The 26,326-nt window shown below is 70.6% G+C and carries 21 protein-coding genes; 12 read left to right on the forward strand and 9 right to left on the reverse strand.

What is annotated here, in order from left to right; translation table 11 throughout:
* Nucleotides 1-3: 3 nt before the first annotated feature.
* The 3 genes from ACZ56U_RS05800 (at nt 4) to ACZ56U_RS05810 (ending at nt 4,493) form a co-directional block, all read left to right on the forward strand.
* Entirely contained in the window at nt 4-984 is a 981-nt protein-coding gene (locus ACZ56U_RS05800) for an FAD binding domain-containing protein (RefSeq protein WP_469082772.1), read from the forward strand.
* Entirely contained in the window at nt 981-3,176 is a 2,196-nt protein-coding gene (locus tag ACZ56U_RS05805; protein ID WP_469082773.1) for a xanthine dehydrogenase family protein molybdopterin-binding subunit, read from the forward strand. Before ACZ56U_RS05800 ends, ACZ56U_RS05805 begins: the two co-directional genes overlap by 4 nt.
* A gap of 162 nt (nt 3,177-3,338) precedes the next feature.
* Nucleotides 3,339-4,493: an XdhC family protein gene (locus ACZ56U_RS05810; RefSeq protein ID WP_469082774.1), complete on the forward strand. Its 1,155-nt coding sequence runs from the start codon at nt 3,339-3,341 to the stop codon at nt 4,491-4,493.
* Between the two features lie 468 nt (nt 4,494-4,961).
* On the opposite strand, the gene ACZ56U_RS05815 is transcribed toward ACZ56U_RS05810, so the two are convergent.
* On the reverse strand, nt 4,962-5,858 hold the full coding sequence (locus tag ACZ56U_RS05815; RefSeq protein WP_469082775.1) for a helix-turn-helix domain-containing protein: 897 nt from the start codon (nt 5,856-5,858) through the stop codon (nt 4,962-4,964).
* A gap of 159 nt (nt 5,859-6,017) precedes the next feature.
* Nucleotides 6,018-6,230, reverse strand: coding sequence for a hypothetical protein (locus ACZ56U_RS05820; RefSeq protein ID WP_469082776.1), 213 nt, complete (start codon nt 6,228-6,230; stop codon nt 6,018-6,020).
* A 478-nt stretch (nt 6,231-6,708) separates the two neighbouring features.
* On the opposite strand from ACZ56U_RS05820, the gene ACZ56U_RS05825 reads away from it, so the two are divergent.
* From ACZ56U_RS05825 to ACZ56U_RS05835, 3 genes are all read left to right on the forward strand, one after another.
* A complete protein-coding gene (locus ACZ56U_RS05825; RefSeq protein WP_469082777.1) occupies nt 6,709-8,067 on the forward strand; it encodes an ice-binding family protein in 1,359 nt (452 codons plus the stop codon).
* Nucleotides 8,068-8,272: 205 nt separating this feature from the next.
* A complete protein-coding gene (locus tag ACZ56U_RS05830; RefSeq protein WP_469082778.1) occupies nt 8,273-8,869 on the forward strand; it encodes a DUF5819 family protein in 597 nt (198 codons plus the stop codon).
* Nucleotides 8,859-9,974: an HTTM domain-containing protein gene (locus ACZ56U_RS05835; RefSeq protein ID WP_469082779.1), complete on the forward strand. Its 1,116-nt coding sequence runs from the start codon at nt 8,859-8,861 to the stop codon at nt 9,972-9,974. The genes ACZ56U_RS05830 and ACZ56U_RS05835 overlap by 11 nt, the downstream gene beginning before the upstream one ends.
* A 133-nt stretch (nt 9,975-10,107) precedes the next feature.
* Here ACZ56U_RS05835 and ACZ56U_RS05840 read toward each other — a convergent pair whose 3' ends face one another.
* The 5 genes from ACZ56U_RS05840 to ACZ56U_RS05860 are packed head-to-tail and all read right to left on the reverse strand — an operon-like array spanning nt 10,108 to nt 15,975.
* Nucleotides 10,108-11,511: an MATE family efflux transporter gene (locus tag ACZ56U_RS05840; RefSeq protein ID WP_469082780.1), complete on the reverse strand. Its 1,404-nt coding sequence runs from the start codon at nt 11,509-11,511 to the stop codon at nt 10,108-10,110.
* Nucleotides 11,512-11,517: 6 nt separating this feature from the next.
* Nucleotides 11,518-12,546, reverse strand: coding sequence for a cysteine synthase family protein (locus ACZ56U_RS05845; protein ID WP_469082781.1), 1,029 nt, complete (start codon nt 12,544-12,546; stop codon nt 11,518-11,520).
* A gap of 29 nt (nt 12,547-12,575) precedes the next feature.
* Nucleotides 12,576-13,928 (reverse strand): Y4yA family PLP-dependent enzyme, encoded by a 1,353-nt coding sequence (locus ACZ56U_RS05850; protein WP_469082782.1) that lies wholly within the window; start codon nt 13,926-13,928, stop codon nt 12,576-12,578.
* Nucleotides 13,919-14,950: an ornithine cyclodeaminase family protein gene (locus ACZ56U_RS05855; protein WP_469082783.1), complete on the reverse strand. Its 1,032-nt coding sequence runs from the start codon at nt 14,948-14,950 to the stop codon at nt 13,919-13,921. Before ACZ56U_RS05855 ends, ACZ56U_RS05850 begins: the two co-directional genes overlap by 10 nt.
* Before the next feature lie 35 nt (nt 14,951-14,985).
* Nucleotides 14,986-15,975, reverse strand: coding sequence for a TauD/TfdA family dioxygenase (locus tag ACZ56U_RS05860; protein ID WP_469082784.1), 990 nt, complete (start codon nt 15,973-15,975; stop codon nt 14,986-14,988).
* Nucleotides 15,976-16,299: 324 nt separating this feature from the next.
* Between ACZ56U_RS05860 and ACZ56U_RS05865 the strand changes: the two genes are divergently transcribed.
* The 6 genes from ACZ56U_RS05865 to ACZ56U_RS05890 all read left to right on the forward strand — a co-directional run bounded on the left by ACZ56U_RS05865 (nt 16,300) and on the right by ACZ56U_RS05890 (nt 25,077).
* Nucleotides 16,300-17,853 (forward strand): ABC transporter substrate-binding protein, encoded by a 1,554-nt coding sequence (locus tag ACZ56U_RS05865; protein ID WP_469082785.1) that lies wholly within the window; start codon nt 16,300-16,302, stop codon nt 17,851-17,853.
* Nucleotides 17,838-18,851, forward strand: a complete 1,014-nt coding sequence (locus ACZ56U_RS05870; RefSeq protein ID WP_469082786.1) for an ABC transporter permease — start codon at nt 17,838-17,840, stop codon at nt 18,849-18,851. Before ACZ56U_RS05865 ends, ACZ56U_RS05870 begins: the two co-directional genes overlap by 16 nt.
* Complete coding sequence (locus ACZ56U_RS05875; RefSeq protein WP_469082787.1) at nt 18,848-19,675, forward strand: ABC transporter permease; 828 nt, start codon at nt 18,848-18,850, stop codon at nt 19,673-19,675. Before ACZ56U_RS05870 ends, ACZ56U_RS05875 begins: the two co-directional genes overlap by 4 nt.
* Nucleotides 19,672-21,204 carry an ABC transporter ATP-binding protein gene (locus tag ACZ56U_RS05880; protein ID WP_469082788.1) on the forward strand — a complete coding sequence of 511 codons (1,533 nt, stop codon included), beginning with the start codon at nt 19,672-19,674 and terminating at the stop codon, nt 21,202-21,204. The genes ACZ56U_RS05875 and ACZ56U_RS05880 overlap by 4 nt, the downstream gene beginning before the upstream one ends.
* Nucleotides 21,205-21,377: 173 nt before the next feature.
* Nucleotides 21,378-23,681: an ATP-binding protein gene (locus tag ACZ56U_RS05885; protein ID WP_469082789.1), complete on the forward strand. Its 2,304-nt coding sequence runs from the start codon at nt 21,378-21,380 to the stop codon at nt 23,679-23,681.
* 361 nt (nt 23,682-24,042) lie between these two features.
* On the forward strand, nt 24,043-25,077 hold the full coding sequence (locus tag ACZ56U_RS05890; RefSeq protein WP_469082790.1) for an AraC-like ligand-binding domain-containing protein: 1,035 nt from the start codon (nt 24,043-24,045) through the stop codon (nt 25,075-25,077).
* Between the two features lie 53 nt (nt 25,078-25,130).
* On the opposite strand, the gene ACZ56U_RS05895 is transcribed toward ACZ56U_RS05890, so the two are convergent.
* Both ACZ56U_RS05895 and ACZ56U_RS05900 read right to left on the reverse strand, forming a co-directional pair.
* Complete coding sequence (locus tag ACZ56U_RS05895) at nt 25,131-25,283, reverse strand: hypothetical protein (RefSeq protein WP_469082791.1); 153 nt, start codon at nt 25,281-25,283, stop codon at nt 25,131-25,133.
* A 164-nt stretch (nt 25,284-25,447) separates the two neighbouring features.
* Nucleotides 25,448-26,302, reverse strand: coding sequence for an alpha/beta fold hydrolase (locus tag ACZ56U_RS05900; protein ID WP_469082792.1), 855 nt, complete (start codon nt 26,300-26,302; stop codon nt 25,448-25,450).
* Nucleotides 26,303-26,326: the final 24 nt, after the last annotated feature.

Here is a 26,326-nt window from a genome sequence, read left to right on the forward strand (position 1 = left end):
GTCATGCATCCCTTCACCTACACGCGCGTGTCCGACACGCGGGAAGCGTTCAACGCCGGTCGTCACGGCGGGCGTTACATCGCCGGCGGCACCACGCTGGTCGACCTGATGCGGGAGACCGTCGAGCGCCCCGAGGCGTTGGTCGACATCAGCGGTCTGCCGCTGGACCAGATCACCGTCACCGGGCGCGGCGGGCTGCGTATCGGCGCCCTGGTGACCATGTCCGGGGCCGCCGCGCACCGCAAGGTGCGCACCCTGTTCCCGGTCATATCCCAGGCGTTGGAGCTGAGCGCGTCGGCCCAGCTGCGGAACATGGCGACCATCGGCGGCAACATCATGCAGCGCACCCGCTGCACCTACTTCCGGGACGTGACCGCCGACTGCAACAAGCGCGAGCCCGGTTCCGGCTGCGCGGCGCTGGAGGGCGTCAACCGTACGCACGCCATCCTGGGCACCTCCGACGCCTGCGTGGCCACCCACCCCTCCGACGTCGCAGTGGCGTTCGCGGCGCTGGAGGCGACCGTGCACCTGCTCGGCCCGGCCGGGGAACGCCAAGTCCCCTTCGCCGAGTTCCTGTTGCGACCGGGCAGCACCCCGAGCCGTGAACAGGCCCTCAACAAGGGCGAGTTGATTGCCGCGGTGGAGATCCCCGCGCTGCCGCGTCCCCTGAAGTCGGGTTACCTGAAAGTGCGTGACCGGCAGTCCTACGAGTTCGCCCTGACCTCGGCGGCCGTCGCGCTGCATGTGCGCGGCGGGGTGATCCGCGAGGCACGCGTGGCCGCCGGAGGGGTGGGCACCGTGCCGTGGAAGCTGCCGGCCGTCGAGCGGCACCTCATCGGCGAGCGCCCCTCGGACGCGTTGTGGACGGCCGCTGCCGCCGAGGCGGCGGACGGCGCCCGTCCCCTTCAACACAACCGGTTCAAGGTCGAGTTGCTCAAGCGGACCGTCGAACGCCAGCTGCGCATCGTAGGAGGTACCAAGTGAGCCCCCAGCCGCGGGCAGCCGTGGGTGCGCCGCTGTCCCGGGTGGACGGCCGGCTGAAGGTCACGGGCAAGGCGCAGTACGCCGCCGAGTTCGATGTCGACGGGGCGGTGCACGCCGTCATCGTGGACGCGAGCATCGGCCGCGGGCGCATCACCGGCATCGACACGGACGCCGCCGAGGCCCACCCGGGCGTGCTCCGGGTGATCCACCACGGCAACGTACCGAAGCTGCCGTACCGCGACAACGCCGGGTCGAACAACCCGCCGGGCCAGAGGCTGCGGGTCTTCCAGGACGACCGTGTCCGCTTCCACGGCCAGCCGGTCGCCGTCGTGGTCGCCACCACCCTCGAGGCCGCACAGCACGGCGCGAGTCTGGTGAAGGTCGCCTACGACGCCGCACAGCCCTCGACCGACCTGCACGAGGCGGAGCGGGACAAGCCGACGAACTACGCGCGCGGCGATGCGGAAGCGGGCCTGCGTGACGCTCCCGTACGGCTGGATCTGACGTACCACCTGGCGCGCAATCACCACAATCCGATGGAGCCGCACGCCACCATCGCCCGCTGGGACGGCGACAAGCTGACCGTGTGGGACAAGACGCAGTGGGTGATGGGCACGCATGACGAACTCGCGGCCGTGTTCGACCTGCCCGCCGAGGCGGTGCGCGTCATCAACCCGTTCGTCGGGGGCGGCTTCGGCAGCGGGCTGCGCTGCTGGCCGCACAGTGTCGTCGCCGCCCTGGCCGCGCGGGAGACGAAGCGTCCGGTCAAGCTGGTGCTGAGCCGCAAACAGATGTACTTCGGCACCGGCTTCAGGCCGTCGTACGAGTACCGGCTGCGCCTCGGCAGCGACCGGCGCGGCCGGCTGACCGCCGCGATCCACGACATCGACGCCGAGACCTCCTCGTACGAGACGTTCACCGAGGCCGTCATGGGCGCGGGGCAGATGCTCTACAGCATGCCGAACGTCAGCCAGGCGTACCGGACGGCCCCCCTGGACGTGAACACCCCGATCTGGATGCGCGGCCCCGGCTTCGCCTCGGCGTCGTTCGTGATCGAGTCGGCCATGGACGAACTCGCGCACCAGCTGGGCGTCGACCCGATCGAGCTGCGCCGGCGCAACGAGCCGAGCCAGGACGAGTCGAGCAACCTGCCCTTCTCCACCCGTCGGCTGCGTGAGTGCTACACCGTCGGCGCCCGCGAGTTCGGCTGGCAGCGCCGCAACCCCCGACCCCGTTCGAGGCGCGAGGGCGACTGGCTGATCGGCCTGGGGATGGCCGCCGGCGTCTACGACCCCGGGCGTTACCCCGCACAGGCCCGGGCCCGCCTCGATGCCGACGGCACCGCCGTGGTCGAGGCGGCCACCAGTGACATGGGGCCGGGCACCTACACCTCCCAGACCCAGGTCGCCGCCGACGCCCTCGGGCTGACCATGCGCACGGTCACCTTCCGGCTCGGCGACTCCCTCTACCCGCCGACCTCGCCGCACGGCGGCTCGGCGACGATGGCCAGCGTCGGCACCGCCGTCCACGACGCCTGCACCCAGGTGCGGCAGGAGGCGATCAAGCTGGCCGTCGAGGACCGCGAGTCACCGCTGTACGGGGTGAAGGCGGACGAGGTGGTCGTACGCGGCGGCCGGCTGCACGTGCAGGGCAACCCGACCCGCGGCGAGACGTACCGGACGCTCCTGGCCCGCAACAACCGCACCCACCTCGAAGCGGGCGGCTCCTACACCGGGCCGCCCAGTCCCGAGCGGCACTCCTACCACGCCTACAACGCCACCTTCGCCGAGGTCGCCGTCGACGCGACCCTGGGCCTCGTACGGGTCAGGCGCATGCTCGGCGTGTACGACGCGGGCCGCATCATCAGCCCCAAGCTCGCTGACAGCCAGGCGATCGGCGGCATCGTGGGCGGCATCGGCACGGCCCTGCTGGAACACACGGTCACCGACCACCGCGACGGGCGGATCGTCAACGCCAACCTGGCCGACTACCTCGTCCCCGTCAACGCCGACGTCCCCGACGTCAGGGCCATCTACCTGGACGGCGAGGACAACGACGGCAACGCGCTCGGCGTCAAGGGCCTCGGCGAGGTCGTCCAGGTGGGCGTGGCGGCCGCGATCGGCAACGCGGTCTTCAACGCCACCGGTCGCCGAATCCGTCAACTGCCCATCACCGCAGAGGCGTTGCTCTGACCCGTGCGCTTCGGGCCGGCGAAGCGCACACCACCGGTCCGGCAACCTGCCCCCCGTCCGGCTGCCGGACTTCCCAGGGCCGCCGCCGCACGACGTTCTCCCCGCGTCGCGGCGGCGGCCCGCTCATCTTCCGATGCTGGTCCCGCCGTTGGAGAACCACCGATGCTGAACATCGCGGACACCCTGCACCGCTGGTGTCGCGAGGCACGCCCCTTCGCCCTGGCCACCGTCATCGACGTGCACGGCAGCGCCCCGCTCCCGGTCGGTACGTCGGTCGCGGTGGACGAGGACGGCACCGCGGTCGGCAGCATCTCCGGCGGCTGTGTCGAGGGCGCGGTCTACGAACTGTGCCGACAGGTGCTGCACGACCGGGGCGTACCGCAGCGGGCCTCGTTCGGCTACTCCGACGACGACGCCTTCGCCGTCGGCCTCACCTGCGGCGGCGAACTCGACGTCCTCGTCCAGCGCATCGACCCCGCAGCCCAGCCGCACCTGTCCACGGCGCTGTCCGAGACCGCTCAAGGGCGACCGGTCGCCGTGGCCCAGGTCGTGGACGGCCCGGAGCGCCTCCTCGGCTCCACGCTGAGCGTGCACGGCGGTGACGACTCCGCCCACGGGCACCTGGACGGTGGACCGGCGGACCGAGCGATCGCCGACCAGGCCAGGGCACAGCTGCGGGCCGGCCGCACCGCCCGCGTCGACATCGGCGGGACAGGCGACGGGTGCCCCGAACGGCTGTCCGTCCTCGTCCACGTGCACGCGTCCCGGCCGCGCCTGCTGGTCTTCGGCGCCGTCGACTTCGCCGCCGCCCTCAGCCAGGCCGGCCGCTTCCTCGGCTACCGGGTCACCGTCTGCGACGCCCGCCCCGTCTTCGCCACGACCGCACGCTTCCCGCACGCCGACGAGGTGGTGGTGGACTGGCCCCACCGCTACCTGGAACACACCGAGGTGGACGAACGCACGGCCGTCTGCGTCCTCACCCACGACGCCAAGTTCGACCTCCCCCTGCTGCGCCTGGCCCTTGACCTGCCCGTCGGCTACGTGGGCGCCATGGGCTCCCGCCGCACCCACGACGAGCGCCTGCGCCTCCTGCGCGAGGAAGGCGTCACGGACGACCAGTTGGCGCGTCTGCATTCCCCGATCGGCCTCGACCTCGGAGCCCGCACACCCGAGGAGACGGCCATCTCCATCACGGCGGAGATCATCGCCCAGGCCAACCAGGGCACGGGCCGGCCCCTGACCCGGATCACCGGCCCGATCCACCGTCCGAGTTCCACAAGGCCATGGACGAGACCCGAGCCGTCAAGGCCTTTCTGAAGCACCTCTGCGAGTTCGGAGCAGGGGCTGACGGACGCCGAGTGGTCGTGGCGGAGGGCGATCGAGTCGGGTGGGGGGTGTCGTGGTGACGAAGACCGAGCTGGTGGAATCCTGCGTGGTCGTGCCAGCGTTCATCCGGTGCCGTCGGGACCGGCGACACCGCCTCCTGCGTCATCAAGGACAGGAACGATCCTCGACGCACACCCGAGACAGACCCACCCGGTGGACGAGCGGTACTCCGGATGTGACGAGGATGACGGATTCGCCTACGCCGGCCAGTACTACCAACTGACGACGTCCCGGGCCGGCGTGCTGGCCTTCTATCGCGCGGCCGCCGCAGCGGACGGCTGGCGACTCACGGGCGTCAACCCATCACCGTCCCCGGGCGAACCCGTCAGTCCGAAGCGCACTGCTGAGCACGGTCACGGCGTCGTCAACTCTCCGCGTCAACACCCCTGCCGTGCCGTCTCAGGGCTCAGAACCGACAAGCCCTTGGGCCCGGCTCGCCGCGGCGATGTACGACTTGATGGCGTCGGTGATGAAGTCGCGGCTGCTGTCAGGGTCGAGCGCCCGGGCCTGGAGCTGGTCATACATTCCGCTGTAGAGCTGCACGTCAGAGGGTTTGTCCAGGCAGAGGTCGCTGGTGAAACGTTCCAGATACACCACCTTCGCCGCGGTGCTGTCGGCGGACTGCAGGATGGAGAACTGGCCTGACAGGCCCGGATGGGCACCCACCGCGTAGGGGAGGACCTGCACCGTGATGTACGGTTCGGCGCCAAGCGCGTTCAGGTGCTCCAGCTGTTCACGCATGACGTCCGGGCTGCCGACGACACGGTGCAGTGCCGACTCGTCCAGTACGACCCACAGGCGCAACGGGCGAACCGGGTCGTAGATCCGGTGCTGACGGCGCAGCAGCACCTTCAGTCGCGTGCCGGCTTCTTCGACAGTGGGCAGCGGGATCGTTTCCCCGATAACCGCATGGGCGTAGGCAGGAGTCTGCAACAGCCCGGGGATCGACATGCATTCGTAGGTCTGTAGGGAGGCGGCATCCGTCTCCAGGGCGATGTAGACGCTCTGGGGAATGTCGCCGTAGGCGTGCCACCAGCCCTGCTGTCCGGATTCCCTGGCCATCTGCATCAAGGAGTCGATGACCTGCTGATCCGTCACTTCGTAGAGCGCGCACAGATCGCGTACGTCGCGGGGGCTGATGGCTCGACGGCCGTTCTCCAGGTGACTGATCTTTGGCTGGGAGACCATGAGCCGTTCGGCCACCTCGGCGCTCTTCAGTCCACTGGCCAGCCGAAGCCGACGCAGCTCGGCGCCCAGACGACGTCTCCTGACGGTGGGATTGTTGTTCGCCGCCACGAGCGGTGTACCTCCGGGCTTCAAGTCATCCTGCTGGCCCGCAGATTGCCATGGAACAAGCGTTGTTGATCACGCGCCATGCCGTCGTGTTCCTCGGACTGCGAAAACGGACTGTGACGTTGTCACGTGCCTCTGTGTCGGCCAACCTCGTCGGCTCTATCAGTCGGTGGGGCACTCGTGCTGCACTTCGGGGTTCACATCGTGGACGGCACGTCCCCGGGCTGCGGCTCGAGGAGTTCGGTCGGACGGTCGCCGGGGTTGCACGGCGACGCGGAGGTTGTCGTACGCGGGGACGTTGCCGTTGGCGGGGGCGGCGCGGGTGAGGCCGGGCAGGACGATGGAGCCGATGCGGATATGCGCGGTGGCCGTCATCCGGCATCGTCCCGGTATCGCCGACGGCGGCGGTGACCGCGAATCCGGCGGAGACACGCCGGATTGACCCTTCCGGGCGGTTGCGCGGGAGAGTGAACCGGCCCGCAGTTGATACTACTGAGGACGGTGCGGCTCGGAAATGTCCCGAGCAATTTCTCGGATGCGCTTTTCCCCCCGCCCGCGGTGCGCCGAATGACGTGATGCGCCGGTCTGACCGTGGGGTGTGCCGCCTCCGGGTGCCGCGCCTTCCTTTCGTCCGCTGTGCGGACGGCCCTCTCTGGTCATACTTCCGATTTTTGACTCACGCGGCTCATTAAGTATTCCTATGCGTTTCGCGACCCATTCGGCAATTCCGGAAAACCGGCTCGTGTAAAACGCCGACCGGCACACTCCTCAGTAATATTCCACCGCTAGAAGCAGGCGATTCTGTGCGACCGGGAACCGCCAAGACCACCCGTACCAAGGAGTTGGCCCCTCGATGACGCTGAATATCCCTGACGCTCCTCCACGACGAATCATGTCGGCCTGGGCCGCGGCGGTGACGGCCGTGGTGATCGCCGCTGTCGTCCTCGCGCTGTCGCCGACACGCGCAAACGCCATTGCCTCACCCGTGCCCATCGATACGACGCTGGCCACTTACGGCGTACTGGGTGGTGCGACGGTCACCAACACCGGCCCCACGGTGGTCGAAGGTCTCAACGTCGGTGTGAGCCCCGGTTCAGCCATCACCGGGTTCCCGCCCGGCAGTGTGACCCCGCCCGGGACTCTGCACGCTGCCGATGCCCACGCGGGCCAGGCCAAGCTCGGGCTGACCACGGCATACAACCAGGCCGCCGGACAGTCGCTGGACCCCGTGGTGTACAACGACGCTCCCCACGAGTTCGGCGGCCAGGTGCTGACGCAGGGCCTCTACAGGGCGAACAGCAGCGCACAGATCACCGGCACGCTCACCCTGGACGCCCAGGGCAACCCCAATGCCGTCTGGGTGTTCCAGATCGGTTCGACCCTGACGACGGCCGCCGAGAACAGCACGGTAAGCCTCGTCAACGGCGCATCGCCGTGCAACGTGTTCTGGCAGGTGGGCAGTTCGGCCACGCTCGGTACCAACACCTCGTTCGTGGGCACCATCCTGGCCAGCGAGTCGATCAGTGCCACCACGGGAGCGACCATCAACGGCCGACTGCTGGCCGATGCGGGCGGCACCGGTAACGGCGCCGTGACGCTGGACACCAACAGGATCTTCCTGGGGCCGTGCGCGGCCGGGGGCACCGGTGGCACGACCGGTGGCTTGGTCACGGGTGGCGTGATCGCCGGTGCCACGTCAGGTGGCACGACGGAGGGCACCACAGGCAGCACCACGGTCGGCGCGATCGGCGGTGTGCCGACGGGTGGTGGAACCGGTGGTGTTCTGGGCGGTGTTCTGGGCGGCGTTCTGACGTCCGGCGGAACCACCGGTGGCGTGCTGGGCGGCGTCGTCGCGGGCGCCACCAGTGGCGGCACCGTCGGCGGCGCGACAGGTGGCCAGACCGGTGGAGCGGTCGGTGGAAACGGTCACGACCACGGCGGGAAGCCCGACGACCACGACCATGGTGGTAAGCCCGACGACCACGACCACGGTGGTAAGCCCGACGACCACGACCACGGTGGTAAGCCCGACGACCACGGTCAGGGCGGTAAGCCCGACGACCACCACCAGGGCGGTAAGCCGGACGACCACCACCAGGGCGGGAAGCCGGACGACCACCACCAGGGCGGAGAGCCCGAGGACTACGGCTTCGACGGTGAACCCGCAGGCCACGGCAGTGGCCACGGAGATCACCACGAGAAGTCCGACTAGCTCCATGTGAACAATCAGCACCAGCGGCGCGCGCCGGATCGTGGGAGTTCCGTCGCGCGCCGCAGGCGAGATCTCAGGAGAAGCAGTGAGAGAAACCAGGACGGAGAGGCCCGTGGGGCCAGATCCGAAAAGCGAGAAGGGCCGGGGACGGGAAATCCCCCCGCTCCGAGATCCTTCGCAGCCTCCGCCCATCCTCCTGAGAGTCGTGACGAGCGCCGCCGTGGCCCTGTGTCTGGCGACGGCCCTCGTCCACGTCCTCCTCGTGTTCCTGCACGTGGCACCCCCCAACCCGCTCTCCCAGCAGTACAGCCGGCAAGTCAGTGCGTGGGTGTACCCCCTGTTCGAGCAGAACTGGAGACTCTTCGCACCGGACCCGGAGTCGGTCAACCGACAGATCTCAGCGAGGACCATGCACACCGCCCCGGACGGCACCGTCCGGGTGAGCGGCTGGTTCGACCTGACCGCCGTCGACAACTCCGCGGTGAAACACCATGCCTTCCCGAGCCATACGGCGCAGAACATGCTGCGGCGGGCGTGGAGTTCGTACGTCGAAACCCATGGTGGTGACGGTCGGCCCAGCTCGGAGCGGGCGCTGATGGTGCAGCGGTACCTGACCAACATCGCGGCGGATCGCATCGCCGACCACCGCGGCGGCACCTTCGAATCCGTGCAGCTGCGGGTGATCACCGTGCCCGTCGCCGCACCTGCCGCGGCGAGCCGACCCGAAGCGTCCGGCGCGGCGCCGCGGCCTGCCGAAACGCAGTACTTGCCCTGGTGGAAGGTGGACTCCCGTGGAAACTGAGCAGTCCCTCCCGACGCGTCGGCGCACTCCCGAGGCGGATGCGGGCGCGCCGCGCCATGCGTCCGGGCGGATCGGTGAGTTGCTCACCGTCGTGACCGACCGGCCGGTCTCGCTGTACGCCGCCGCGGTCCTCCGGATCGGATACGGCCTGCTTTATCTCGTCTTCCTGCTGCGCGAGTTTCCGCACCGTGACGAGATCTGGGGCCCCGGCTCACCATGGACGCCCGAGCTGGCCAGGCAGCTGTACGAGCAGACGGGGTGGGCCGGCATCCTCACCCTGTCCGACAGCCGGGTGTACTTCGAGAGCTGTTACGTGCTGGCACTCGTCACCTCCGCGCTGTTCATGGCGGGTTGGCGGACCAGAGCGGTGTCCGTGCTGTTCGCGGTCGTGGTGGCCTCCTTCCACTCCAGGGCCATCTTCATGACCGACGGCGGAGACAACCTTGTCCTCCTGATGGCCGTGTATCTGGTCTTCACCGCGTGCGGCCGACGCTGGTCGCTGGACGCGCGCAGAAGCCGGCTCCGAGCCTCCACAGGGAAAACCACGCGCTCGCCGGTGAGTCCGGCTGTGGCCGGGCTCCGCGATTCCCGCCGGACCCTGACGTCCGTGCTGCACAACTGCGGCATGTTCGTCATCGCGGCTCAGGTCTGCTTCCTCTACGGATCCGCGGGCCTCTACAAAGTGCAGGGCGGCACCTGGGGCAACGGCACCGCTCTCCACTACGTCCTGAACCTCGAACTGTTCCGGCCCTGGCCCGAGCTGTCCCTCATCGCGGACGAGCACGACGTACTGATCGCCATCGCCTGCTACCTGACGGTGCTGCTACAGGTCGCCTTCCCGTTCGTCCTGTTCGGGCGGCTCAAGTACCCGGTCCTGACCATGCTGTTGGGCATGCATCTGGGCATCGCCGTCCTTATGGGACTGCCACTCTTCTCCGGCGCGATGATCATCGCCGACGCCGTGTTCCTGCCGGACCGCTTCCACCGGTCGCTGGGACGACTGTGGCGGCGCGTGAGCAGGCGGCCGGACGCCCGGGGCACGGGGGCCCCATCGCGCGAAGAGCCGGCACTCGTGCCGTCACAGCTCGCACCGTCGAACAACTGAAGGCTCTACGGTCTGGCGGGTCTGTTCGACCCGCCACCCGGAGCGACCGACTGGTGCACGTGCTCGGTCGTCGCCATCCGGTACTGCGCCAGCGCCCGGCCACCATCGCCCGCAGGGCGGCATTCTGGAACGATCAGTAAGCCGCGGCTTGCTCCTTGGCATCGCGTAGCGCCAGTGACTGGTTGTACCGGCGCAGCAGGAGCAACGCGGTAGCGGCGAGGCCCGTGAGGAGACCGAGCCAGACGCCCACGGTCTCCAGGCCCGCGAGATGCCCGAGCAGCCAGGCGGCCGGCAGGCCGATCAGCCAGTAGCCGACGAGGGTGATGCGGAAGCCGCTCCTGGTGTCGTCCAGGCCGCGTAGCAGGCCGACGCCGATGTTCTGGGCGCAGTCGAAGAACTGCAGCACCGCTGCGACCAGGAGCAGGTTCGTGGCGATGTCCATCGCGCTGTGCCCGTCCTGGGCCGAGGGGTCGAGGAAGGGCCGTAGCACCAGGCCAGGGATGGTGAGGTAGAGGACGCCGACCACCGCCATCACGGCCGCCGCGCATGCCAGTGCCGTGTTCTTGATGCGCCGCGCCGCTGGGATGCGGTCCAGGGCGAGTTCGCGGCTGACGTTGAGGGACGCGGCGTGGGACAGGCCGACAGCTATCTGGAAGACGATGTAGATGAGCTGGTTGACGGCGGTGTGCGCGGCCAGGGCGGCGCTGCCGAAGGTGCCGATGATCAGGGCGACGACGGAGAAGAAGCCGGCCTCGGAGCCGTAGGTGGCGGCGATGGGTACACCCAGTCCGGTCAGGCGGCGCACCGTGGCGGGGCGGGCTTTCCAGATGCGGATGTCCAGAAGCGGGGCGAGCTTCGGGTCCCGGCGTGCCGATGCGTAAAGGGCCAGGCAGGTCAGCACGTACACGAATGAGGTGGCGAGGCCGATGCCGGGCAGGCCCAGTTCCGGCAGGAGCCAAGTGCCGTGGATCAGCCCCCAGTTGAGGGCGGCGTTGACGGCGACCGAGGCGATGGTGATCTGCAGCAGGGCCTGCGGTCGGCGCATTCCGACCGTGAACTGCCGTATCGCCTGGAACCAGAGACAGGGGATCAGGCCGGGCGCGAGTGCGAGCAGCACCGGCCAGGCCGTGTCGACGACCTCGGGGTCCTGGCCGAGGTGGGCGACGGCCTGACCGAGCAGCAGGATGACGATCGCACCGGCGACGCCGGACAGGGTGGCCAGGGCGAGGGCGGCGCGGACGATGTCGCGGACCTCCTGTCCGGCCGCGTCGGTGAGTTCCTCGTCCTCGGCGCGCGCGGAAGCGGCGGAGACCTGATTGCCGACGGCGGTGACCATGCCGACGCCCATGGTGCGTAGCTGGTTGAAGATGACCAGCGCCAGACCGCCGCCGGCGAGCGCCTCGGCGCCCATCAGGCCCATCATCACTGTGTCGGTGGTGGTCAGGGCGACCTGGGCGAGCTGGGTCAGGGCGAGCGGGACGGCCAGGGTCGCCAGGCCGCGGCTGTCGCGGAACAGGGTGGTGAGCGGTGTCGGCATCGGGGTTCAGTTCTCGCGGAGTGTGGTGAGGAGCTCGTCGATCTCCCGCTCGACGGCCGGGTCGGCCAGGTCGCGGGCGTGCATCCATTCGTCGTTGAAGACGGTGTCCATGTACTTCTCGCCTCCGTCGTTGATCAGCGCGACCATAGTCGTGCCCGGGGCGAGGGAGGACATCCGGGTCAGGGCCTCGTACACGACACCGCCCGCGGAGCCGCCGATGAGGAGGCCGAGGCGGCGGGCCAGCACCCGCGCGGTGGCGAACGCTTCGACGTCGCCGACCTTCGCGCCCTCGTCCAGCAGGGCGTAGTCGACCATGGCGCCGATGGTGGCGCCCTCGGGTGTGCCGGTGCCGGACTGGTAGTAGTCATGGGCGGGTGGGCCGAAGGCGATCGACCCCTTGGGCTCGACCCCGACGATCTGCACGTCCGGCACGGTCTTGCGTAGTTCCCCGCCGGTTCCGAAGAGCCCGCCGCCCGTTCCCACCGCGCCGATCAGGATGTCGACACGGCCGTCCAGGGCGGCGTTGAGTTCATGTGCCACGGGCCGGTAGCCGTCCCCGTTGGCCAGGTTGTTGTGCTGCTCGGTGAAGTAGGCGTTGTCGCTCTCGGCGGCCAGTTTCTCGGCGAAGTCCTCGCGGGCGGCGGTGGCCAGTTCCTCGTCGCCCTCGTCGGCGACGTAGATGAGTTCGGCGCCGAGCGCCTTCATGCCGCGCAGTTTGTCGGCGGCGGCGTGATGGTCGACGACCGCGGTGAAGGTGTAGCCGCGCTCGGCGGCGATGACGGCGAGTCCGAGGCCGGTGTTGCCGGAGGTCGACTCGATGATCCGGCCGCCGGGGCGCAGCAGCCCGCGGTCCTCGGCATCGAGGACCATCTGCCGAGCCATGCGGATCTTCGCGGTGCCGGTCGGGTTGAACTGCTCCAGTTTGAGCAGCAGTCGGCTGCCGGTGTCGGTGCGGCACAGTTCGAAGAGCGGGGTGTGGCCTATCAGGTCGGAGACACGGCTGACCACGGCGGGACGCGAAAGCGTCTTGTCCATCGGATGGCTCCAGGTCGGGGAGGGAAGAGTCAGGCGAGTGGATGGCGGTCTAGCCGCCAGCGGGTCGTACCGCCGGCGGTGTCGAGGACGACCTTCGGGGGGAGCGGCAGTTCGTGGAAGGGGGACTCGTTGGAGTCCATCTGGTATCCGGCGGTGTTGGGGTAGACGAGCAGGTCGCCGACGGCCGGTCGGGTGGGGAACCGGACCTTGCGCCAGGTGACCATGTCGGATTCCAGGCAGGTGGCTCCGCCCACGCATGCGGCGTACGGCCCACCGTGCGGCTCGCGTGCGGGCAGCAGTACCGGGTCCGGCAGGTATTCGCTGTTGAACCACTGCTCGGACAGGCTCAGGCTGCTCCCGTCCACGGTGACGATGCCGTAGCCGTCGCGGTCCTTGACACCCTGGACGCGGAATACCGTGCACCCGGCCCGGTCCAGCAACGCCCGGCCCGGCTCCAGCAAGAGCTTGACGCCCGCCTCGCGCAGTCGCTGGGCGAGAGCGTCGGTGGTGAGGACGGCGCGCAGTGCGTCGGGGCCTGCCACGGGGGAGTGGTAGGGGTAGAAGTCGCTCGGTTGGAAGGACTTGCCCGCGTGATAGTGCTCGGGCTGTTGCTCGCGCAGGAAGCGTCGCCAGTGCTCGGCGTCGGTGTAGTCGACGGCGAAGCCGCCGCCGATGCTGATGCGGTCCGCCCGCAGCCCGATGGTCCGGGCCTTGAGGCACAGCTCGATGAGTTCGCCCGCCAACTCGGCACGCGGCAATGGGTCATAGCCGGACAGGTGGAAGGAGAAGCCTTCCATCACGATGGCGTCCGGCGCCTGCGCGCAACGGGCGAGGGCGGCCTCCAGCTGTCCGTCGTCGAGGCCGAAGCGGCTGTGCTGCTGGGCCGGCGGCAGTCGCCGCAACAGCACGCGCGCCGGGCGGGCCAGGGCTCGGGCTTGTGCGAGGACGCGCTCCAACTCGTCGAGCGCGTCCACGGCGATCAGGCAGCCTTGCAGGACGGCGACGCGCAGGAGGTCTTCGGCCTTGGCCGGCCCGGTGACCACCACCTCCTCGCCACGCACCCCGTGCCCGAGCGCGTCCCGGAGCTCCCCGGTGCTGGCCACGTCCACGCCCCTGCCGGACAGCGCACAGCGGTCCATCCACACGGCCGCCTTGTTGGCCTTCTTCGCGTAGTACACCTGCCCCTCGACGCCGGACTCGCGCAACACGCGCTCGAAAGCGGCCGCGTTGGCGTCGAAGCGCTCGGGTAGCAGCAGGTGGAAGGGGCCGCCGAGCGCGTACGACAGCTCGTGCGGCAGATCGCTGCCCAGGACCGTGTCGAGCCGGGGATCCGGATGGGCGGGCAGCGGAGGCGCCGCCACGCCGGCGGGGGTCACTGCCACAGCGACACCCGCGTTCCCAGGTCCTGTTCGACCGCCAGCTGTGCGAACCGGTGCCCGAGCGCGATGTCGGTGACGACCAGGCCGCTGTTGTAGGCGAAGATCCGTTCGTTCGCCGAGCGCCGGCCCACCGCCCGTCCCGCCACGACCTCGGGGAACTCCGCGTCCACGGGCGGGAAGTGGCCGTCACCGTCGGCCATGTCGGTGCCGGTGACCTTCATCTGCGCCTCGCTGGTGGCGATCACGCGGTCCGCCTCGTGGAGGGTGGAGGGCGCGATGCCGTGACCGACCAGGACGGACAGCGCGCCCGGCTTGAGATCGGCTGACTCGACCGCGGCGGGGGTGTGCTGGCCGGCGGTGGCGACCACCACGTCAGCCTCGGCGGCGGCGGCCCGCACGTCGTCCACGACCTCCAACTCCCGGTCGGGGAAGTAGTGGTGGAGCCGCTCGCGAACCGCCGCGAGACCGTCGGGATGGGTGCCGTAGACCATGAGCCGGTCGAGCTGAGGCAGGGTGGTGAGCAGGAACGGCAGGGCGAGCCGGCCCTGGGTCCCCGTGCCGATGACCAGCGCGCTGCGGCTGCCGGGCGCCGCCAGCTCGCGGGCGAGCAGCGCGCTGACGGCCGGGGTGCGCAGCGAGCCCACGCGAGCGCAGTCCATCATCGCGACCGGCAGACCGGTGACATCGTCGTAGATGGTGAGGGTCGTGTAGTAGTGCTGCTCGTCACGGCCCTTGTCGAGGCCGTGCTTGTACGACGTCTTGATCGCGACGACTTCGCGGACGCCGTCTCGGCCGAGCATGGCGTACGAGACGGAGTGGCCGTCCGCGGGCTTCACGGTGAGTTTGCGCGGGTTGGCCGACTTGCCGTCGGCGAGGGTGCGGTACGCCTGCTCGACCACGTCGACGACGTCGGCGAGGGAGACGTCGAGGCCCGCGATGTCGCCGGTGCTGAGGATGCGCAGGGTCTTGTCGGCCGCGGGGATGTGGGCCGGGTCGTTCTCCGTGTGTGCGGTGGTGCCGGTCACGGCTGGTCCCTTCGGATGCGGGGGAGGGCTGGGGATCAGAGGTGGGCCACGAGCGCGCTCTGGCCGTAGCCGTGTTCGTCCGCTTCGGCCAGCGGGCGGCTGCGGCGTCCGGGGACGCGTACCGAGGCGCGCTTGAGCCAGCGGTCGGTGCCGTCGTAGCGGGCCTTGAACGGCACCCGGCCGTGGACGACCACGTCGTTGTCGACGACCAGGACGTCACCGGGTTGCAGGGCGACCGCGACCGATACGCGTTCCAGCTCGGCGGTCAGCCGGTCGTAGGCGGCGCGGTAGTCGGCGGGAGCCTCGTCGAGCGGGGTGTAGGCGGGGTCGTAGCGCAGCGTCGGACCGTTCTCGGTCTGCCACAGGGCAGGGACCTTCGGTGGCTTCTCCCCGAAGCCTTGCGCCTCGGCGTAGGCGTCGTCGGGGAGGATCGGCAGCACGGGGCGGGACAGCAGCGCCACGTCGTCCGCGTCGAGGCGGACCTTGCGGATGCTCGCGGCGGTGGTGGCGACGGCGTCGTGGTTGCGCATGCAGGCGAGCAGCAGCAGGTGGGCGCGGCTGGGGTGGAAGGCGTCCTCGGTGTGCGGGCTGAGCAGCACGGTGCTGCTCGCGCCGGTCTGCTCCACCTCGTGGCCGGGGGAGGGCACGATGTTGTGCACGAACCGGCCCCCCTGCTGTCCCTCCCAGGCGATCGGGTGGCCCATGGAGGTGGCGAGCAGGAGCAGGATCAGGTCCCATTCGGCTGCGCTGTCGCCCGCTGTGGCCCAACTGGCGGGCGTGGGGCCGACGCCGCCGTCGTCGACAGGCAGGCCGCGCAGGATGTACAAGCCGTCATCGGTGTCGACGGGGCGGCACTCATGACGAATCGTTTCGGCACGACGGACGGCGGAGGTGGCGATCTTGCGGAGCAGCTCGGGACGTGCGGCCGAGCTGCCGAAGTCGGCAAGGATCTTCTGGGCGGTGGAGGTCAGCTCGTCGACCGCGTGCGGAGCGAGCTGCCGTATGGGTGCGGCTCCCGTGGGCATGGCGGAGTCATCCCTTTCGGGTGCGGGGGTGGGTGCGGGTGCGGCTTGCGGGGTGCGGCTTGCGGGACGGATACGCGTTCCTGTGTGCCTTCTGTGCCTCGGCCGCCGAAACGTATCAGCGGGAATTAGGTTAGGCAAGCCTTAGTTGACCTTGCGCTCCCGTTGGTGCACTGACGCACTCGCCATGGCGACTCGTGCTCCCGTGCGCCGCTTTGACGCCCCGACAGAAACCCGCGTAAAGCCGTCACGCGGCTTGCGTCAAGGATCTTCTTAGGGTAGGCACACCTAAGCAATCTGCCCTGCGTGAGTGGAACGAGGTCGTACGTGAACTGGAACAGACGCCAAGTGCTGTGGGCCGGCGGCGGGCTGGGTGCGGCCGCACTCCTGGCTGCCTGTGGCGGAGGCGACGACACCTCGTCCAAGTCGCCGGCGAAGGGGAACGACAAGCCCCGCCGTGGCGGCACCCTCCGGGTCGGCGCACTCGGCCGCGCCTCGGCCATCACCCGTGACCCGCACGGCACCCAGGCCAACGAGAGCGACTACCTCGTCATCTCGCTGGTGTACGACACGCTCACCGTCCCCGGCGCCAAGCCCAACACCGTCCCCCGCCTCGCCGCTTCCTGGAAGGCATCGGACGACCTCAAGACCTGGAGCTTCACCCTCGCGAAGGGGGCGAAGTTCCACGACGGCACGCCGGTCACCGCCCAGGACGTGGTGTGGTCGCTGAAGCGGCTGCGCAACACCCCCTCGGGAGCGTCCCGGCTGCCGGGCATCAAGCCCGAGAACATCAAGGCCGAGGGCGACGACACCGTGGTTCTGGTGTCCGACTACGCCAACGCCGAACTGCCGCAGCTGACCCGGCTGACGACGTTCGTGCTGAAGAAGGACACGGCGGAGAAGGATCTCGGCAAGGCCCCGGGCACCGGCCCCTTCAAGCTGGAATGGTTCCGCTCCGGCAACGCCCGTCTGGTCCGCAATGAGGACTGGTACGGCGGTGATGTCCTCCTCGACGCCATCGAGGTCAAGATCTTCGAAAGCCCTCAGGCGATGGCCAACGCGCTGCTCGCCGGGCAGATCGACGTCGCCTCCAACGTCGGCGCGGTGGCGGCCCGGACGGCCGAGCGGCGCGGCGACGTCCAGGTCGTGCGCCGTCCCAACGACATGGCGATGCCGATCGTCATGCGTACGACCGACGGACCGTTCGCCGACGCGAAGGTGCGTGAGGCGCTGAGGCTGGCCGTGGACCGGCAGGCCATGGTCAAGCAGGTGCTGTCCGGCTACGGCACCGTCGCCAACGACATCCTCGGCACCGGTGACCCCGCCTTCGCCAAGGACATCCCGCAGCGCACCCGCGACCTCGCCAAGGCCAAGTCCCTGCTGGCCGAGGCGAAGTTCGACACCTCCCGGACGTACGAGCTGCTCACCACCGAGGACATCGCGGGCCTCGCCGAGGCGGCCACCCTGTTCGCCTCCCAGGTCCGCGAGGTCGGCGTCAAGGTGAAGGTGGTCAAGCAGGAGTCCGCCACCTTCTGGGACAAGACGTGGCTCAAGGGCGACCTCTACACCACCTACTGGGGAACCAACGACTCCGTGGTGTTCTTCGCCAGCAAGACCATGGTCTCCGACTCCGGTCAGAACGAGGCCGGTTGGAAGAACGCCGAGTTCGACGCCGCCTACAAGAAGGCGATGGCGACCAAGGACGCGGTGACGCGGGCGAAGGTGCTGCACGAGCTCCAGCAGATCGAGTACGACGAGTCCGGCTACCTGCTGTGGGGCATGGCCGACGGCATCGACCTCGCGGGCGCGGCGGTGCGTGACCTTCCGACCCTGCCCGGCTACGGGCGCGTCCAGCTCGAGTCAGCATGGCTGGCTCGCTGATCGAGGCCGTGCGACGCGGGCCGGCCGGGGACCATGAGCCCCGGCCGGCCCCGGCGGTCGTACGTCTGCTGCTGCGTGTGACCGGGGTGCTGGCACGCCGGTCGCTGCTGCTGGCCGTGCTGCTCGCGTTCGTGTTCGCTTCCGTGGAACTGCTGCCGGGTGACGCCGCCAACGCCACCTCCGAGCGCGGGGAGAGCGCGGCCGACCTCGCCGAGCGGCGCCGCCTGCTGGGCCTGAACCGCCCGGTCCTGGAACGCTTCTGGGAGTGGATGACCGGCCTGCCCACCGGCGACCTCGGCACCTCCGCGCGCGGCGAGCCCGTCGCCGATCTGCTCTCACGTCCGTTCCCCAACACCCTGCTGCTCGGTGGGCTCGCGCTGCTGGTGACCCTGGTCGCCTCGGTCGCGCTCGGCTGCTGGGCGGCGGCCCGACCCGGCGGGAAGACCGACCGTGCCGTGTCGGCGAGTGCCACCGGGGTGCTGGCGCTGCCCGAGTTCGTCGTCGCGGTGGCCCTGGTGCTGGTCTTCGCCCTGTGGACCGACTGGCTGCCCGCCGTCACGCTGACCGGCGTGGACGGCTCGCCCGCCTCCTGGGAGATGCTCGTACTACCGGTCCTCGCGCTGGCGATCCCGCAGATCGGCTGGAACATCCGGATCGTACGGGCCGCGCTCGCCGACGAGGCCAAGGCCCCGCACCTCGAGACCGCCGTACTCGACGGACTGCCCCCGCACCGGATCCTCACCCACCACCTGCTGCCCGGCGCCCTCCCCACCATCGCGGCCGGCATCGCCACCTCGGCCGGCATGCTGCTGGGCGGCGCGGTCGTCGTGGAGACCATCTTCAACTATCCCGGCATCGGCTCGGTCCTTGCCGGCGCCGTGACCGACCGGGACAGCCCCGTCATCGCCGGCGTCGTCGCCGTCACCGGAGCGGTCCTCACGGGCGTCCTGCTGCTTGCCGACCTCGTACGCGCCTGGGCCTCCGGAGGCCGGACATGACCGTATCCACCGTGCTCGCGCGCCGCCGATTGATCGTGCGGGTGCTTCCGGCGCTGCTGCTCACCGCCCTCGCCCTGGTCGGACCCTGGCTTGCCCCGCACGCCATCGACGCCCCCGTCACCGCCCCCTTCGCGGCCCCCGGAGGCAACGCCCCCGTCGGAGGTGACCAGTTGGGCCGGGACGTGCTCAGCAGGATGCTGGCGGGTGGACGCGAACTCGTCGTCACGTCCCTGCTCGTGGCCGTCCTGGTGACGGCGGCGGCCGCAGTGCTCGGCGCGGTCAGCGTTCTACGCCCTGGAGTGGGCCGGATCATCGAACGCACCGCGGACGTCGTCATGCTGCTCCCGGCCGTCCTCGGCATTCTGCTGGTGACCCTGTCCTGGCCGGACGGCGGACGCCTCGCCGTCGTCACCGCGTCCGTCGTCCTGGGCGTCCCCTACGCGGTGCGCCTGGTGGCCGGCGCCGCCGCGCCCGTGGCGGCCTCCGGATACGTGGAGGCGGCGGCCGTAGGCGGTGAACGGCTGTGGCACCTCGTCGTCCGCGAGGTACTGCCCAACCTGCGAGCCACCCTGCTCGCCCTGTTCGGCCTGCGCTTTGTCGCCGCCGTATACCTGGTGGCCACCGCGGGCTTCCTCCAGGTGGGCCCTCAACCTCCCGCGGCCGACTGGGCATTGATGATCCGAGAGAACTCCCCAGGCATCCTCCTCAACCCCTGGGCCGTCCTCGCCCCCAGCATCGCCATCGGCCTGCTCGCCATGAGTGTCAACCTGGCGGCGGCCGCCCTGATCCCCGCAACCGGCCGGAAGGCGGTGCCCGCACTGTGAACCACATGCCTGACCGGTACTCCGACAGCCAGACGCCAGAAGGCGCGGGCGCGGTCCAGGTCACCGGCCTGACCATCGCCGCCCCCGGTGGCCGGCTCCTCCTCGACCGGGCGGACCTGGCGCTGACTCCTGGCCGGGTCACCGCTGTCGTCGGCCCCTCCGGCTGCGGCAAGACCACCCTGCTGCGCGCGGTGACCGGTGCCCTGCCGCCGGGCGCCGAACGCACCGCCGGCACCGTCACCGTCCTCGGCCAGGACCCCCTCACCCTGCCGGCCCCCGATCTGCGCGCCCTGCGCCGCCACCGCCTCGCCTACGTCGGCCAGGACCCCGGCTCCGCACTCAACCCGCGGATGAGTGTGCGCCGCCTGATCGCCGAAGTCGCCGTGGACAGCGGCCGCAAGGCGATCCGGGCCCAGCTGACCGAGGTACGACTGCCCGCTGACGACGGCCTGCCGGACCGCCGCATCGGCGCACTCTCGGGCGGCCAGCAACGCCGCGTGGCGCTGGCCCGGGCCCTGGCCCGCCGCCCGGCCGTCCTGCTGCTGGACGAACCCACGGCCGGACTCGACCCGGCGTTGCGCGACGAGATCGCCGACCTGCTGCGTCACCTCGCCGAGAGCCACCGCATCGCCATCGCTCTGTCCTGCCACGACACCGACCTGGTCGCCCGGCTCGCCGACGAGGTCGTGGACCTGAGCGGCCCGGCCGTCAAAGCGGCTCTGCCGAGTCCGCGGATGGCCAAGGACCGCACCTCAGCCGACGCCCCGCCCGTCCTCACGGTGTCCGCCCTGCGCGCCGCTCACCTCCACCGCGGTCGGCACGTCCCCGTCCTCCACGGCATCGACCTCTCCCTCGGCGCAGGGACCAGCCTCGGCATCGTCGGCGCCTCGGGCTCCGGCAAGACGACCCTGCTACGCACACTCGTCGGCCTGCACCGACCCACGGCCGGCGTGGTCGCCTTGGAAGACGCTCGTCTCGCGCCCACCGCTCATCGCCGCTCCCGTGAGCAACGCCGTCGCCTGCAACTCGTACCGCAGGACCCGCTCGGCACGCTGAATCCCAGTCGCACAGTAGGAGCGACCCTGCGTCGCCCCCTGCTGCTGCACGGCCAGGTGACCCGCGCTGAGGCCCCTGTCCGGGTCCTGGAACTCCTGGAACAGGTCGGCCTGCCCGCCGTCACCGCCGACCGCTACCCCCACGAGCTGTCCGGCGGACAACGGCAACGCGTCTCCATCGCCCGCGCGTTGGCGGCCGACCCCGACGTGCTGTTCTGTGACGAGGTCACCTCCGCACTGGACGCGGACACCGCAGCAGCCGTCATGGACCTGCTGACGCAACTCCGCGACCAGCGGAAGCTGTCCCTGGTCCTCGTCAGCCACGACCTGCGCCTCGTCGCCGACCGCACGGACTTCCTGGTCGTCATGTCCGAGGGGCGCGCGGTCGAGTCGGGCTTGACTGCACAGCTGTTCAGCTCACCGGCGCATCCGGTGACCGCAGCACTGGCAACGGGCGCCCCGATGGGTGGCTGACGACCCCCGCGTCGTACGGGTGGCGAGGAACCGCGGCCCGCACGAGGTCCTGCCCGGGCCGCGCCTACCTGTCACAGGCGCAACTGCAAATGCGGTGACAAAAGGCTCGTAGAATCTTGGTGCTCATGCGCAGGGGGTTTCGGTGACGGCATGACGGTGAGGACGGGGGCGGGGTGGGCGGTGAGCAGGCGTCCTTCGGGGCTGTGCTGCGGGAGTTCCGGCTGGCCGCGTCGTTGACCATGGAGGGCCTGGCGGAGGCGTCGGGCGTGAGCGTGCGGGGCATCGGGGACCTGGAGCGGGGGCGGCGGGCCGCCCCGCAGCGACGTACGGTGGCCGCGCTCGCCGACGGTCTCGGGCTGAGCGAGGCGGACCGGGAGCGGCTCCTGGAAGTCGCTCGCAGCGGTCGCAGCTCGGGCTACAGCCCCATGGGCGTACGGACCTTTCCCCGCGGCATAGACGACTTCGTCGGCCGCGAGCAGGAACTCGCCCGGCTCACGAAACTCGCCGAGCGGGCCGCCTCCCGCAGCCTGACAGAGGTGACCAGCGCGCCAGGGAGCGGCAGGTCCCACCCGGTGGCGGTCGCCGTGTCCGGACCGCCGGGCACGGGCAAGACGACGCTGGCCCTGTACGCCGCGAGGGAGCTCGCCGACCGGTTCCCGGACGGGCAGCTGGTGCTGGACCTGCGCGGGATGGACGATGCGCCACCGGGCCCCGCCGAGTTGATGCTCAGTGTGCTCAGGGCGCTTCAGGTGGCCGACCGGGAGCTCTCGAAGGCCGGGCCCCAGGGACACGCCGGACTGTACCGGCGGCTGCTGGCCGACCGGCGGGTCCTGCTGGTCCTCGACAACGCCCGCGACGAGGCGCAGGTGCGCCCGCTGCTGCCGGGCGCCGGGGCCGGGATGGTCGTGGTGACGAGCCGCCGCATGCTCACGGGCTTGGAGAGTGTGCACCGCATCCCGCTGGGCGAGCTGAGTCCCGACGAGTCCGCCACGTTCTTGACCACCCTCGTCGGACCGGAGCGGGCGGAGGCCGATCCGACCGCCCTCGACGAGGTCGCCCGGCGCTGCGGACATCTTCCGCTGGCGCTACGGGTGGCGGGCAACTGGCTCGCGACCCGCACTGGTTGGTCGTTGCGCCGCCTCGCCGACCGCCTCGCGCTGGACGAGCGACGACTGGACGCGCTGGCCGCCGGTGACGTACGGGTGTCCGCTGCGTTCGACCTGTCCTATCGCCAGCTCACCCCGACGGCCGCCCGCCTCTTTCGCCGCCTCTCCCTCGTCCCGGGGCCGGACACCAGCGCCCCGCCTGCCGCCTGCCTGACCGGTCAGCGCCTGTTCGAGGCCGAGGACACCCTTGAGGAGCTGGTGGAGGCCGGGCTGTTGGGCACCGACCGGGACCGCTACCGCCTGCACGACCTGCTGTGCCTGTTCGCCCGCGACCGGCTGGAGGCCGAGGAGCGCGCGGACGACATCCAGCGGGTCCGCACCGATCTGTACCGGTGGCTGCTGGAGACGGCCGTGGTCGCCGGCCGCTGGTTCGAGCCGGACCACGGTGCCCCGCCCGCCACGTGGCGCGGGACCGCGGATCTGACTTCCGCCGACAGGGCGCTCCAGTGGCTGAAGGCCGAGAGCGCCAACTGGCTGGCCGCCTTTCGCGCGGCCGCGGAGGCCGGTGAGCACGCCACGGTGGTGGAGGTGGCCGAGGCGCTGCACTGGTTCTCCGACCAGTGGATCTTCTGGGGGTACTGGCCGGAGGTCTTCGCCAGCGCCGCGCGCGCTGCGCGGGCGCTGGGCGATCCTCTTCTGGAAGCGACCCAGACCAACTACCACGCCTGGGCTCTCATCGTGTGCGAAGGGCGCCCGCGCGAAGGCGTCGACCGTGCCACCGAAGCCCTCGCCGCCGCGCGGCGGGCGGGTGACCCGTCGCAGCAGGCCTGGGCCCACGCCTACCGGGGCTGGGGCTTGCGCAAACTCGGCGAACAGGAGGCGGGGCTCGAAGACGTCCGTGAGGCCGCGGACCTCTTCGAAGCGGCGGGAGACCTGCACGGGACCCTTCAGGCGAAGCAGGGCCACGCCGTCGGCCTCATGGAGCAGGGCCGGACCGAAGAGGCCCTCGCCGCGTATCAGGGCGTCGACGCCCTCCTGGAGGAGGCCCGCGATCGCATCGAACCGCACGTCGCCGTCATCACCCGCCTCGAACTGCACTCGAACATCGGCGTGACGTACGCGCAGCTCGAACAGTGGGACGAGGCGGTCGCTCACCTGCGGATCGCCGTCGACCTGTACCACGAGAACGGCAACACGGCCATGGAGAGCCGCCGTCTCTCCGCACTGGGCACTGTCCTGCTGGACGCCGGACGGACAGCCGAGGCGCACGAGGTCTTCCGGCGTACGGCGGCCATGGGGCCCGGTGCCGACCCGCGGATCGTCGCCGAAGCCCGCGAGCGCGTCGCTCGCCTCGAAGCGTCCGGCGCCTGAGGTCTTCTCGGATCCTCGGCGGTTTCTGGCTTCTGCCATCTCCTGACCGTGAGGTTATGTCGGCCGGGGGCAGAAGTCCGTTCTGTGAGCGCACTGGTTCCGTTCTCTTCGTGCACAGCACCAGTCATCCGCATCGACAGGACCTTCTGCCTGCTTTCTGCCTGCTTTCTGCCTGGAGATCGGTACAGCCCGCTGATTGTCTGGACATGGCGGAGAAACCGGGCGTCGACGTTGCCGACCGGACATCCGCGCAGGACCAGGTGCCGGCCAACGCCCTTTCGCGGCAGCGGCGCTCGCCCGGATCCGTGTGCGCTCGGATCCGAGCTCTCCGCCTCGATGCGTGGAGGGAGAGGAGAACCGGATGAATCTGGTGTTGACCACTGCCGCGGTTCCCGAGGACGATCAGATCGCCTACTGGTGCGAGGCGATGGCCGGGACACGGGTGCCCATGGCCGTCACGCCGAGAGGCGACGGACCGTTCGCCGGCAGGATCACCACCGGACGTGTGGGGTACCTGCGGGTCGCCACCGTGGAAGCGGACGCGTACCGCGCCGGCCGGACGGCGTCGCACATCGCACGCTCGGCCGAGCAGTTCGTGGGGGTCGGCGTGCAGGTCTCGGGCCGGACGACGCTCGCCCAGGGCGGTCGGCGGGCCGACGCCGGACCGGGTGACCTCTACGTGTACGACACCGCGCAGCCGTACTCCGTGGAACACCCGGAGCGGTTCTCCGTCCGTATCGTTCATATGCCCCGCCGGGCGTTGGGGCTGTCCGACGCGGAGCTGGCCCGTGTCACCGGCACCGCGGTCGGCACCGGCCAGGGGTGCGGCGCGGTGCTGATGCCGTTCCTGACGACGCTGGTCGACTCCACGGACTCGTACTCCCCGACGGCTGCGGGCAGGCTGGCGGCCAGCGTCATCGAACTCTTCGCCACCCTCGTGGCCGAGACGGCCCCGGAGGCGGGGGCACAGGAGGAGACCGGGCGCGGTCACCTGGTGGCGCGTATCCGCGACCACATCGACCGGAACCTGGGCGATCCCGCCCTGGCACCGGAGGGCATCGCGAAGGCGCACCACATCTCCGTGCGCTACCTGCACCGGTTGTTCGAGGACGAGGGGATCACCGTCGGGCGGCTCGTCCAGCGGCGTCGGCTGGAGGAGTGCGCCCGCGAGCTGGGCCGGGGCGGAAGGGCCGCCCCGACCGTGGCGTCCGTGGCGCAGCGGTGGGGTTTCGTCAACCCCGCCCACTTCAGCCGGGTGTTCCGCGGCGCCTACGGGATCCCGCCTCGCGAATGGCGCAGCGCGCGGGCCGCGTGGAACGGCGACGGGGGCGGTTCCTTCATCGTCCCGGACCGCCGTTCGCTGCACCAACTGCCCCCGGCTGCCCTTGACCGATGACCAGACCCCGCACCGGCGACGTCCTGCCGCGCCGCAGGTGCGGTCCTCGCGGGTCATCGCCGCAACAGGTACTCGTGCTGTCCGGACAGCACGAGTACGCCGCGCTGGTTGTGGACCATGGCCGCCGTGACCACGACGCCGTTGTCGCCCTGCGGCTCAAGGCCGGTGACGGTGAGCTCCGGGTACAGCGTGTCCCGTGAGTGCACCTCGGCCAGGAAGGAGCAGGACAGCTCCAGTCCGCGCGCAGGGCGCCCGGCGTGCCGGACGCCCTGCCGTCGGACACCCGGTCGGCCGCCGGACCCTCGGTCGTGTCGGGACGCGGTGTCCCCGGCCGGGGTTCGAACAGTGCCATCGTGTGCCGTCGTCCTGCTCAGCGTCCGGCGCGGACGGACCGGGTGGCGCGCAGGATCAGCTCGGTGACGGGGGCGGGGTCGCTCACGGAAACCGCGTGCGGTGCCCGGACCTCCACCGTGCGGGCGCCCGCACGCCGGGCCATCCAACGCTCGGCGGCGGGCGGGATGTTGCGGTCCTCACCGGCCACCAGATACCAGCTGGGGATCTTCTTCCAGGCGGCGACGGTGGCCTTCTCCTGGAGCGCGGCCAGTGCGATCGGGCGCTGACCGGCGGCCATCACCTGAGCGGTCCCGACCGGGACCCCGGCCGCGAACTGCTTGCGGAACAGCTCCTTCTTGATGACGAGTTCCTCGCCCTGGCCACCGTCGGGAAGCGGGTAGTGCTGACTGATGGTGGCCTGCGCGAGGGTGCTTCCGGGGTACTTGTCGGTGAGGGCGAGCGCGCTCTCGCCCACCTCGGGCACGAACGCGGCGATGTAGACCAGCGCCTTGACCTGCGCCGCCCCGTTCGCGGCGGCGCTGATGACCGACCCGCCGTAGGAGTGCCCCACCAGGACGACCGGGCCCGCGACACTGTCCAGGACGCTGCGGATGTAGGCCGCGTCGCTCGCGAGCCCGCGCAGCGGCAGGGCCGGCGCGAGGACGGGGTGGCGCTCGCGCTGCAGGCGCTCGATGACACCGCTCCAGCTTGAGGCGTCGGCGAAGGCGCCGTGGACGAGGACGACGGTGGGCCGCGCCGACGGCCGGTGCCGCTTTGCCGACGGTTCGGCCGCTGACGCCGGGGCGGCGAGCGTGGCCCCCGCGGTCCCCAGGGCGGCGGCGCCGACCAGGAGCGACGCGGTCACGGCGCGACGTGGGATCGGTGAGTTCATGTGTTTCGGTTCCTCGAAGTGTCG

The organism is Streptomyces sp. NPDC034103 (genome assembly GCF_055575395.1).

Bases quoted from the DNA above. Each gene is read 5' to 3' on its own strand.
- ACZ56U_RS05870 (WP_469082786.1), top strand. From the start codon at position 17,838: ATGGCTGGCTCGCTGATCGAGGCCGTGCGACGCGGGCCGGCCGGGGAC.
- ACZ56U_RS05820 (WP_469082776.1), bottom strand. From the start codon at position 6,230: ATGACGGCCACCGCGCATATCCGCATCGGCTCCATCGTCCTGCCCGGC.
- ACZ56U_RS05800 (WP_469082772.1), top strand. From the start codon at position 4: ATGCATCCCTTCACCTACACGCGCGTGTCCGACACGCGGGAAGCGTTC.
- ACZ56U_RS05860 (WP_469082784.1), bottom strand. From the start codon at position 15,975: ATGCCCACGGGAGCCGCACCCATACGGCAGCTCGCTCCGCACGCGGTC.
- ACZ56U_RS05825 (WP_469082777.1), top strand. From the start codon at position 6,709: ATGACGCTGAATATCCCTGACGCTCCTCCACGACGAATCATGTCGGCC.
- ACZ56U_RS05840 (WP_469082780.1), bottom strand. From the start codon at position 11,511: ATGCCGACACCGCTCACCACCCTGTTCCGCGACAGCCGCGGCCTGGCG.
- ACZ56U_RS05875 (WP_469082787.1), top strand. From the start codon at position 18,848: ATGACCGTATCCACCGTGCTCGCGCGCCGCCGATTGATCGTGCGGGTG.
- ACZ56U_RS05900 (WP_469082792.1), bottom strand. From the start codon at position 26,302: ATGAACTCACCGATCCCACGTCGCGCCGTGACCGCGTCGCTCCTGGTC.
- ACZ56U_RS05845 (WP_469082781.1), bottom strand. From the start codon at position 12,546: ATGGACAAGACGCTTTCGCGTCCCGCCGTGGTCAGCCGTGTCTCCGAC.
- ACZ56U_RS05810 (WP_469082774.1), top strand. From the start codon at position 3,339: ATGCTGAACATCGCGGACACCCTGCACCGCTGGTGTCGCGAGGCACGC.
- ACZ56U_RS05890 (WP_469082790.1), top strand. From the start codon at position 24,043: ATGAATCTGGTGTTGACCACTGCCGCGGTTCCCGAGGACGATCAGATC.